Annotated in this window: 1 protein-coding gene; it reads right to left on the reverse strand. The window is 67.0% G+C overall.

Annotated elements, in window-relative coordinates; all coding sequences use genetic code 11:
• The coding region (locus A9976_RS00005; protein ID WP_220808429.1) for an ABC transporter ATP-binding protein at positions 1-624 on the reverse strand (624 nt) is incomplete at both ends.

Consider the following 624-nt stretch of genomic DNA (forward strand, 5'->3'; position numbering starts at 1 on the left):
CTCGTACAGCGTGTCGGGCGCGCCCACCTGCTGCACGATACCGTCGTGCATGATGGCCATGCGGTCGGCGATCGCCAACGCCTCTTCCTGATCATGCGTGACGAACACGGTGGTCAGGCCCAGGCGCTGCTGCAGCGAGCGGATCTCTTCGCGCACTTCCAGCCGCAGCTTGGCGTCCAGGTTCGACAACGGCTCGTCCAGCAGGAACACCTTGGGCTCGATGGCCAGCGCGCGGGCGATCGCCACCCGCTGCTGCTGGCCGCCGGACAACTGGCGCGGGTAGCGGTCGCGCAGTTCGGTCATGCGCACCATGTCCAGCACCCGGCGGATCTTGGCGTCGCGTTCGGCCTTGGGCACCTTGTGCATTTCCAGCCCGAACGCCACGTTCTCGGCCACCGTCATGTGCGGGAACAGCGCGTAGCGCTGGAACACCATGCCGGTATCGCGCTTGTGCACGGGCAACCGGGTCACGTCGGTGTCGCCGATGCGGATGCGGCCCGCGGTAGGCGTGATGAAGCCGGCGATCATGCGCAGCGTGGTCGTCTTGCCGCAGCCGCTGGGGCCCAGGAACGTCACCAGTTCGCCTTCGGCGATTTCCAGTGAAAAGTCGGACACTGCCACCGC

It is taken from the genome of Delftia sp. UME58, from assembly GCF_014170385.1.
Lineage (GTDB): Bacteria > Pseudomonadota > Gammaproteobacteria > Burkholderiales > Burkholderiaceae_C > Comamonas > Comamonas acidovorans.